This window comes from Candidatus Megaera venefica, from assembly GCF_034554655.1.
Classification (GTDB): domain Bacteria; phylum Pseudomonadota; class Alphaproteobacteria; order Rickettsiales; family Rickettsiaceae; genus Megaera_A; species Megaera_A venefica.
On record NZ_JARJFB010000076.1, the window covers coordinates 1 to 9,102 of the forward strand.

The 9,102-nt window shown below is 36.0% G+C and carries 8 protein-coding genes; 5 read left to right on the plus strand and 3 right to left on the minus strand.

The genetic code is table 11. From position 1 onward, the window contains the following. Positions 1-238: 238 nt before the first annotated feature. The 3 genes from Megvenef_RS05400 to nadC are packed head-to-tail and all read right to left on the minus strand — an operon-like array spanning position 239 to position 4,892. Complete coding sequence (locus Megvenef_RS05400; protein WP_322776957.1) at positions 239-1,996, minus strand: aminopeptidase P family protein; 1,758 nt, start codon at positions 1,994-1,996, stop codon at positions 239-241. Next, positions 1,993-4,059, minus strand: a complete 2,067-nt coding sequence (ligA, locus tag Megvenef_RS05405) for an NAD-dependent DNA ligase LigA (RefSeq protein WP_322776958.1) — start codon at positions 4,057-4,059, stop codon at positions 1,993-1,995. Before ligA ends, Megvenef_RS05400 begins: the two co-directional genes overlap by 4 nt. Further along, positions 4,056-4,892, minus strand: coding sequence for a carboxylating nicotinate-nucleotide diphosphorylase (gene nadC / locus Megvenef_RS05410; protein WP_322776959.1), 837 nt, complete (start codon positions 4,890-4,892; stop codon positions 4,056-4,058). The genes ligA and nadC overlap by 4 nt, the downstream gene beginning before the upstream one ends. Before the next feature lie 110 nt (positions 4,893-5,002). Between nadC and iscX the strand changes: the two genes are divergently transcribed. From iscX to fabF, 5 genes are all read left to right on the plus strand, one after another. Next, entirely contained in the window at positions 5,003-5,206 is a 204-nt protein-coding gene (gene iscX, locus Megvenef_RS05415) for a Fe-S cluster assembly protein IscX (RefSeq protein ID WP_322776960.1), read from the plus strand. A gap of 165 nt (positions 5,207-5,371) precedes the next feature. Further along, positions 5,372-6,412 carry a recombinase RecA gene (gene recA / locus Megvenef_RS05420; RefSeq protein ID WP_322776961.1) on the plus strand — a complete coding sequence of 347 codons (1,041 nt, stop codon included), beginning with the start codon at positions 5,372-5,374 and terminating at the stop codon, positions 6,410-6,412. Positions 6,413-6,435: 23 nt separating this feature from the next. Continuing rightward, positions 6,436-7,161, plus strand: a complete 726-nt coding sequence (fabG, locus tag Megvenef_RS05425) for a 3-oxoacyl-ACP reductase FabG (RefSeq protein WP_322776962.1) — start codon at positions 6,436-6,438, stop codon at positions 7,159-7,161. Positions 7,162-7,268: 107 nt separating this feature from the next. After that, entirely contained in the window at positions 7,269-7,511 is a 243-nt protein-coding gene (gene acpP / locus Megvenef_RS05430) for an acyl carrier protein (protein ID WP_322776963.1), read from the plus strand. Positions 7,512-7,543: 32 nt separating this feature from the next. Continuing rightward, a complete protein-coding gene (gene fabF, locus Megvenef_RS05435) occupies positions 7,544-8,782 on the plus strand; it encodes a beta-ketoacyl-ACP synthase II (RefSeq protein WP_322776964.1) in 1,239 nt (412 codons plus the stop codon). Positions 8,783-9,102 lie beyond the last annotated feature (320 nt).

Genomic DNA, 9,102 nt, shown 5'->3' on the forward strand with positions numbered 1-9,102 from the left:
AAAAAATGAATGTGCGGTGATTTATTTTTGAAATTCTTGAAATTATATCAAAAATTTAGAGTTTTGACGGAGAGACTAATTGAATAAGGTCTGCTGAACCTGTACATAAGTATAACCTGAGCTTTATTCAGGATCTTCTTTCCGTTGTCTGGGATCCTGTCAAGCTTAGGATGACAGGCTTTCGTTCTAATTTTCAAAAAGTATTTACTCCTTTACATCAAACTCAGGTTAATTAATACTAAAAATTTATTTTGCCTGGAGTATAACTCAGCTTCTTTAGGCTGATATCTAACTGGTTTTTTAACCATGACTTAGCTTGTATTGATAACTTAGGTAATATTTTATTACCTATAGTCTGATAATATGTTTTTAAATATGAATATTCATGCTGATTTAGCATAGTAAAGTCGATTAATTCTTTTGCATAAGGAACTAAAGTAAGCATTTCAAATTCTAAAAACCCAGGCAACAATGACTCTTTAACAAGCATCAAGTTTTCTATTCTGACCCCAAATTCTCCCGGTAAGTAATATCCAGGTTCATTCGAGACAACCATTCCAACTTTAATGTATGTGCCGTAGGCTGTTAGACTAATATTTTGGGGGCCTTCGTGAACACTTAAAAAGCTGCCGACCCCATGACCTGTTCCGTGAGGATAATCTAGACCAGATTGCCACAGATATTGCCTTGCTAGAATATCAAGGTTTGCTCCTGTTACTTTTTTTTGTGGGAATTTTATCATAGCAAGTGCGATATGACCTTTCAGTACATTGGTATAGAATGTTTTATATTCTGGTTTAATTTTGCCAATAGCTATTGTCCTTGTGATATCCGTTGTTGCGCCCCAATATTGTGCACCTGAATCGATTAGTAATAATCCATCCCCGCTTATTGTTTTTGCCTTATCCTGATCAGCTCTATAGTGGATAATAGCGCCATTCTCTTGGAATCCACAAATGGTAGGAAAACTATCATAGATATATCTCTCTCTATTGCGTCTGAAATTGGTTAACTTGATTCCTAAATCATATTCGCTAAGGGAGCTAATATCTTCATCAACCATAAAACTTAGCATCTCACATACCGCCACAGCATCTTGAATGTGGCCTTGTTTCATATAATCAATTTCCACATTATTTTTGCAGGCTTTCCAGAGCATGCATGGATTTTTTAACTGCTTGAACTTACCTTTTTTGATAAGGGAAGACAGATAAATAGAACATTGTGTTTCATCGAATAAAATGACTCCTTGATGATTATTTATTATTTGTGGAAATTCAACATAAGGTAATATACTTATTCCATCTCTTATTAAACCAGTATCAAAACGTTTCTCATCAGTAAATAAATACGCTTCACTTTTAGTAATAATCATGTTTGCGAGTAACAAAGGCGAAAATTCAATATCACTAGCTCTAATGTTAAGTAGCCAACATACAGAGGTGGGATCACAAATTACTAAAGAATCAGCTTTATTCTCTTCAATTATGTAGCGACAGTTTTGAATTTTTTCTTCCCAGCCAATGCCAGCATATTCAATTGGGTAGTCAAATATTTTTGAGTTTGGCTTTGCTGGTTGACTATCCCAAATCTCATCTATTAAATTAGGAGTATAATCTTTTAAATTCAATCCAGAAAATTTTTGTAAATTAGGAGCAGTGAATAAGCTTGGATCATAAGCTATTATAGCATCTTTTTCGACAAAATTACTCCAGGAAAAAGAGGGGATAAGTTGTTGGTCATAGACGTCAAATAGTTGGTCATCAAGCTCGGTAAAGCATTGAGTGATATATCTTCCATCAGTGAAAAATAACACTGCATTTTCTAGAATTAATGCAAGGCCAGAGGAACCAGTAAAGCCAGTTATATACTCGAGCCTTTTTGCATAAAGTGGGGTGTATTCGCTCAAATACTCATCAGATGATGGAACAAGATACCCTTGAAAGCCGGCTAAGGCCATTTTTTGACGTAATAGAGTTAACCGATTTTTGATCATTTATTCTCCTCGATAATTTTGATCCATTCATCTTCTGAGATAATTTTTATCCCAAGTTCCAGAGCTTTTTTTAACTTACTTCCTGCATTATCTCCCGCAACGACTAAATTAGTGTTACTTGAGACAGAAGCAGAAACTTTTGCTCCCATTTTCTCTGCCTGTGCTTTGATTTCGTTTCTAGAAAGCACGGCTAGGCTGCCTGTGAACACAATAATTTGTCCAGATAAAGCTGTTGAGATTGCTGTATCTTTAAAATCACTAATAGTTAGGATATTCAAGAGTTGGTTTATAGTAGTAACATTTTGTTCGCACTCAAAGAAATACATTATGTCTTTAAGTATTTTGCTCCCTATGCCATCCAAATTATCCAATAAATCAAATATTTCTTGATGTCCACTTGCTAAGTTTAGCATAGAACTCAGGAAATTTGAAGCTGAGATAAATTCCTTAGCAAGTATTTTGGCATTACTTTCGCCTATGTGCCTAATGCCAAGAGCGTATATGAATTTAGGTAGAGTAACTTGTTTTGATTTTTCGATATTATCGAAAAGGTTTTGTACCGATTTTTTACCCCAACCATCCATGTTCTCTAATTTAACGAAAGAAGAATCATTTAATTGGTGTAAATGAAAAATATCAGCTGGATTTTTGATGAATCCTTTTTCTAAAAAAAACTCAACTTGCTTTGCTCCTAGTCCTTCTATATCAATTGCATTTTTGGAAACGAAATGCTTTATCGATTCACTTAATTGTTTTGGGCAATTAAGTCCATTGTCACACCTTAGTATTACCTCTATTGGATCAACATGAACTTTATTGCCGCATGATGGGCACTGCTCTGGAATAATAAATTTCGGAATGTTATCTGGTCTTTTTTCAAGATTAATTGCAGTGATCTTAGGAATAACATCTCCCGCTCTATGCAGCAGAACCGTGTCTCCAACTCTTATATCCAATCTTTCAATTTCTTGGAAATTATGTAAAGTCGCGCGCGACACGTTCACTCCGCCAATATTTATTGGTTCAAGCTCGGCAACTGGCGTTAAGGTTCCAGTTCTACCAACTTGAATTGTAATATCATTAAGTCTAGTTTGCCCAATAATTGCAGGAAACTTATGGGCGGTAGCAAATCGTGGACTTCTTGCGATAAAGCCGAGTCGATTTTGTAAATCAAATGCATTAACTTTGTAAACAACCCCGTCTATCTCGTACGCAAGACCCTCGCGCAGTGTTTTTAGTTTGTTATAAAACTGTAATACTTCTTCTAAAGAATGAGACAAATTAAATAGTCGATTGGTTTGAAATCCCATTTGTGAAAGTTTATTAAGCAAGTTTTCTTGGGTTGTTGCGAACTGCTCGCTAGCGTGGCCAATGGCATAAATGAAGTATTTAAGAGGTCTGCTTGCGGTGATACTTGTATCTAGCTGCCGCAATGAACCAGCTGCTGAATTTCTTGGATTAGCAAACTTATTCTTCCCTTGCTCTAATTGTTTTAAATTCAAATTTTCAAAATCTTGTTTTTCAATGTAAATTTCGCCCCTAACTTCAAGAAATTTAGGGGCGTTCTTGATATGGTGGGGTAGTCTGGCAATAGTCTTGATATTTTCTGTTATGTTTTCTCCCACATATCCATCGCCTCTGGTGGCCCCAAGTATTAAGTTCCCGTGTTCATAAGTTGCAGAAAATGAAACACCATCTATTTTAGGTTCGCAGAAAATATCAGGAAAATAATTAATAGAAAGGAAGCGTTTTATACGTTCGATAAAGTCTGCAACATCGTCTTCAGAAAAACTATTACCCAAAGATAACATAGGTACTTTATGTTCGTGCTTTCCAAATTTATCTAAAATTTTAGAACCTATAGTGTTTGTTGGGCTGTCATCTGACTTGAACTTAGGGAATAGTTCTTCAAGTTTTAGGAGTGTTTGAAATAGTTGGTCATATTCAGCGTCAGAAATACTTGGCGTATCGTTAATGTAATATTCGTGATTATATTTTTTAATTTGCTCCCTCAGTAGCTCTATCTCAGTTTTAGCTTTTTGTGGATCGGTTGAATCTATCATATTATGTCTAAACCAATATCAACAGATGTTGAGGAATGAGTTATTCTACCAACAGAAATGACATCAACGCCAGCCTCAGCAATACTTTTTACTGTGTTAAGAGATACATTACCTGAGGCTTCAATAATAGCTCTATTGTCAATTAATTTGACAGCTTCATGAATTTGTTCAGGCGACATATTGTCCAGCATGATTATATCCGCACCTGATAGTAAAGATTCTTTTACTTGTTCAAGCGTATCGCATTCAATCTCGATACGTGTATAATGAGGACTGTATTGTTTAGCTCTTTGTAGGGCTTTAGTAATGCCGCCACAAATAGCAATGTGATTATCTTTAATTAAAATACCGCTATCTAAGCTAAGTCTATGATTATATCCTCCGCCACATGTAACCGCGTATTTCTGAAGTTGCCTTAGCATAGGTGTTGTTTTTCTTGTATCAAATATTTTTGCCTTTGTTTCTTTGACTAGCTCTACATAACTACTAGTTGTAGTCGCAATTCCGCTTAAGTGTTGCATATAATTTAAAATTATTCTTTCTAGCAACAGTAGCTCTTTTGCTAAGCCTGAGCCAGAAATAATGGCTGTATTTTTCTGTACGATTTCGGAATCAGTATGGTGGATTTGGTATTTAATAGAAGAGTATTCATTAAAATAATATTGGGCTATCTGTATTCCGCATAAAACTAGATTTTGGCGAGCATTAATTGCAAACTTAACTTGAGTTCCGGAATTAATCACTGCGTCTGAAGTTATATCTCCCTTTATCCCGTAGTCTTCTTTTAAGCTGTCATCAAGCAATTTTTGTAGTGTACGTGTTTGTAGTTGCATAATAATCTCACCTAGTAAATCTTATTCCCTTAGTAAATATATACTATTATTTTTTTTCTGGTAGCCGGTATTAAATAGTAATAGTACTGTCCACTTTAATAAATGGAAATATGATGCATTGGAGTGATATAGAAAAAATTGCCACTGAGCTTGAAGAGGCCTACTCTGAGGAAGAAATCCCGGAATATAATTTGCCATATCTAGAAGAAATGGTACTTTCTTTACCAACTTTTGAGGATCGCGAAGTCGAGGTTGAAGAAGCTGTTTTAAAGCAAATTATCGAGCATTGGATTGATATAAGAAATGAAAAATAAATTCATTTGGTCAAAAAAACATAGATAGATTATTGAGCAAAATAATTTATGCACAATATTCAAGTTTTTACTAGCTTTTCCTTTTTAGTCAGAATATAAATATCCATTAGCTTGGATCGTTTGAAATGCATAACGGTACTATTTCAGTTTACAAAAGAGGAAAATATGGAAAAAGACAAGGCTTTAGCAGCGGCGCTAAGCCAAATTGAAAAGAGTTACGGTAAAGGGTCGGTAATGATACTTGGTAAACGCCAAGAAATGAATATTGAAGCAATCCCCACTGGTTCAGTAGGTCTTGATGTTGCGCTTGGAGTGGGTGGATTACCAAAAGGAAGAATTATCGAAATTTTTGGACCAGAGAGTTCTGGTAAAACAACTCTAACTTTACATGTGATTGCTGAAGCTCAAAAACAAGGTGGAACTTGTGCATTTATTGACGCTGAGCATGCTCTTGATCCTGTTTATGCTAAAAAATTAGGCGTAAATATAGATGAGTTGATTATTTCGCAACCTGATACTGGGGAGCAGGCTCTAGAAATTACTGATACATTAGTGCGTTCAGGAGCAATAGATCTTATAGTTATTGATAGTGTTGCTGCTCTCGTACCAAAAGCAGAAATAGATGGAGAAATGGGTGATTCCCATATGGGGTTGCAAGCTAGATTGATGAGTCAAGCTTTGAGAAAGCTAACAGCTTCAACTTCAAGAACTAATTGTACGATTATTTTTATTAATCAGATTAGGATGAAAATCGGAGTGATGTTTGGCAATCCCGAAACGACTACTGGCGGTAATGCTTTGAAATTTTATGCCTCAGTAAGAATTGATATTAGGCGAGTGGGGTCAATCAAAGACAAAGAGGAAGTAGTTGGCAATCAAACTAGAATAAAAGTAGTAAAAAACAAAGTCTCTCCACCTTTTAAAGTAGTGGATTTTGATATAATGTATGATCGTGGGATATCAAAAGAAGGGGAGTTAGTAGATATTGGTGTGAAGTACGAATTTGTAGAGAAATCTGGGGCTTGGTTCTCTTATAACGGTATAAGGATTGGGCAAGGGCGTGAAAATGCTAAGCAGTTTATGAGGGATAATCCTCAGATTGCGAGTGAATTAGAGGTGAAGATAAAAGCCCATTTACTAAACGCGGGTAGTGATTTCGTAATAGCAAGAGGTCCAGAAGAGTCTTTAACTCACGATGATATATAAACAATAGTATAAGAGGACAGTAAATGATAAATTTGGCTGGTAATAATGTTTTGGTAACAGGAGCGAGTGGTGGCATAGGTAGCGCCATTGTTAAACTCATGCACAAACTTGGAGCGCATGTATATATAAGCGGTAGTAACATAGAAAAGCTTGAAATGCTTGGGAAAGAGCTTGGTAGTAATTATACAATTAAACAATGTAATCTCAGAGATGCTAGTGCATGTAATGCGTTATTAGATGATATTGAAAAACTAGATGTACTTGTATGCAATGCTGGTATAACTAAAGATAATTTAGCAATCAAAATGACAGATGAAGATTTTGATGAAGTTATTAATGTTAATTTGAAAGCTGGTTTTATTCTAAATAGAGCGGCAATTAAAAAAATGATGCGCGTGCGATATGGGCGTATAATCAATATAGCTTCTATCGTTGGTGTCTCTGGTAATCCAGGGCAAGCAAATTATTGTGCTTCAAAGGCGGGGCTTATCGGTATGACTAAATCTTTGGCTCTTGAAGTTGCTAGCAGGGGTATAACTATCAATGCTGTGGCTCCTGGATTTATCGAATCAAGTATGACAGCCGCTTTAACTGATGCGCAAAAAGATGCAATTATGCAAAAGATTCCTAGTAAAGCTCTTGGTACACCAGAAGATATAGCGTATGCAGTGGCTTATTTGGCGAGCCCTTTATCTAATTATGTAACTGGGCAGACTATTCACATTAATGGTGGAATGTTGTTAGTGTGAAGATTTTTTATCCTAGCAAAAGATTTTTTTTTGTGGTAAAAGGATGAAACCAGGAATCTTGGTGATCCAAAATTTCAATGACAAGAAACTAAAAAAGGTTTTTACATATGAGCGATAATATCGAACAAAAAGTTATTAAAACTGTTGCCGAAACTCTAAGAATTGAAGCGACAAGTATATCTCTGGAATCCAAGTTCGTTGATGATTTGGGAGCAGACAGCTTGGATTTAGTAGAGTTGATGATGGCAATAGAAGCCGCTTTTGGTTGCGATATTCCAGATGAAGAAGCTGGCAAAATTTTGACAGTATCTGATGCTGTTAAATATGTAGAAAAGCATATTAACGCATAAATTACCGCTACACAAACTAAGAGATTTAGCGTATGTCACTAAGAAGAGTAGTAATAACAGGAGTTGGTGCTGTAACTTCGCTCGGAAAAAATGTACCAGATACTTGGTCTGGTATATTATCTGGGAAGAGCGGTGTAAAGATTATTACTGAATTTGATACTAGTAAACTGCCATGTAAAATAGCATCTATGGTTAGTGACTTTGAACCTGAAAAACTTGTCCCCCCGCGTGAACTGAGAAAAATGGATAGATTTATTCATTTTGGCCTTGTAGCAGCTATTGAAGCTATTGCTGATAGTGGTTGGCAACCAGAAGATGAAATCTCAAAAGAGCGTACGGGTGTCATGGTTGGTTCTGGTATAGGTGGACTTGGCATGATTGAAAAAACCTCATTGGAATTTCATAATCTCGAGAATCCTAAGGTAAGTCCTTATTTTATTCCAGCTTCTCTTGTAAATTTAATATCTGGACATATTTCTATAATGTATGGTTTTGCTGGTCCAAACAGCGCTGTAGCAACGGCATGCTCTACTGGAGCTCATGCTATAGGAGATGCTGCAAGAATGATCAAATATGGTGATGCAGATGTGATGGTTGCTGGTGGTGCTGAAGCCCCGGTTACTCCAGTTGGCATGGCTGGATTTTCTTCTGCCAGAGCTCTTGCCATTGATTTTAATGACAAACCAAGCAGAGCTTCAAGACCATGGGATAAAGATCATTGTGGTTTTGTTATGGGAGAAGGGGCCGGTATAGTAGTTTTGGAAGAATATGAGCACGCGGTTAAGAGGGGTGCAAAAATTTATGCTGAGGTTTGTGGTTATGGTTTAACTGGTGATGCTTTTCATATGACTTCGCCAAGTGGACGCGGTGCTTTTAGAGCAATGGAAAATGCGTTAAAAGATGGAAAAGTGAAACCTGAAGATGTAAATTACATAAATGCACATGGAACATCTACTAAAGCAGGTGATGCAATCGAGCTTGTGGCTGTGCAAACCTTGTTTGAGAGTAATAAGTCTATCAAAATGTCGTCAACCAAATCTTCTATTGGTCATTTACTCGGTGCTGCAGGTAGTGTTGAAGCGATATTTGCTGTGTTAGCAATACGTGATCAAATTGCACCGCCTACGCTAAATTTGCATAATCCTATTGATGAAGCGCAGATAAACTTGGTGCCACTGATTGCGCAGGAAACAAAAATAGATTACGTGCTATCAAACTCTTTTGGCTTTGGTGGAACTAATGCAAGTCTTTTATTACGTAAAATACAGTAAATAATAATGCATTTTGTGTGTTATTATTTTGTTGCTTATAAACTTACTCTTAAGAATATAGTGCGTTGTAACTTGTCATATTATTTACTAGGGGTGTTGCATGATCTCTGGGGCACACCAGAAAGAAGATCCTGAATCAAGTTCAAGATGACTTGCTACTTCACCTAAGAGCTTCTATCCATAAATAGACTAATAATTTAACCGAAGATTGCCATCTTTTCTTATGTCAAACTCAAGTTTAATAGTCTCTCCGTCAAAACTCTAAATTTTTGATATAATTTCAAGAATTTCAAAAATAAATCACCGCACATTCATTTTTT

Bases quoted from the DNA above. Each gene is read 5' to 3' on its own strand.
- nadC (WP_322776959.1), bottom strand. From the start codon at position 4,892: ATGCAACTACAAACACGTACACTACAAAAATTGCTTGATGACAGCTTA.
- ligA (WP_322776958.1), bottom strand. From the start codon at position 4,059: ATGATAGATTCAACCGATCCACAAAAAGCTAAAACTGAGATAGAGCTA.
- Megvenef_RS05400 (WP_322776957.1), bottom strand. From the start codon at position 1,996: ATGATCAAAAATCGGTTAACTCTATTACGTCAAAAAATGGCCTTAGCC.
- iscX (WP_322776960.1), top strand. From the start codon at position 5,003: ATGATGCATTGGAGTGATATAGAAAAAATTGCCACTGAGCTTGAAGAG.
- recA (WP_322776961.1), top strand. From the start codon at position 5,372: ATGGAAAAAGACAAGGCTTTAGCAGCGGCGCTAAGCCAAATTGAAAAG.
- fabG (WP_322776962.1), top strand. From the start codon at position 6,436: ATGATAAATTTGGCTGGTAATAATGTTTTGGTAACAGGAGCGAGTGGT.
- acpP (WP_322776963.1), top strand. From the start codon at position 7,269: ATGAGCGATAATATCGAACAAAAAGTTATTAAAACTGTTGCCGAAACT.
- fabF (WP_322776964.1), top strand. From the start codon at position 7,544: ATGTCACTAAGAAGAGTAGTAATAACAGGAGTTGGTGCTGTAACTTCG.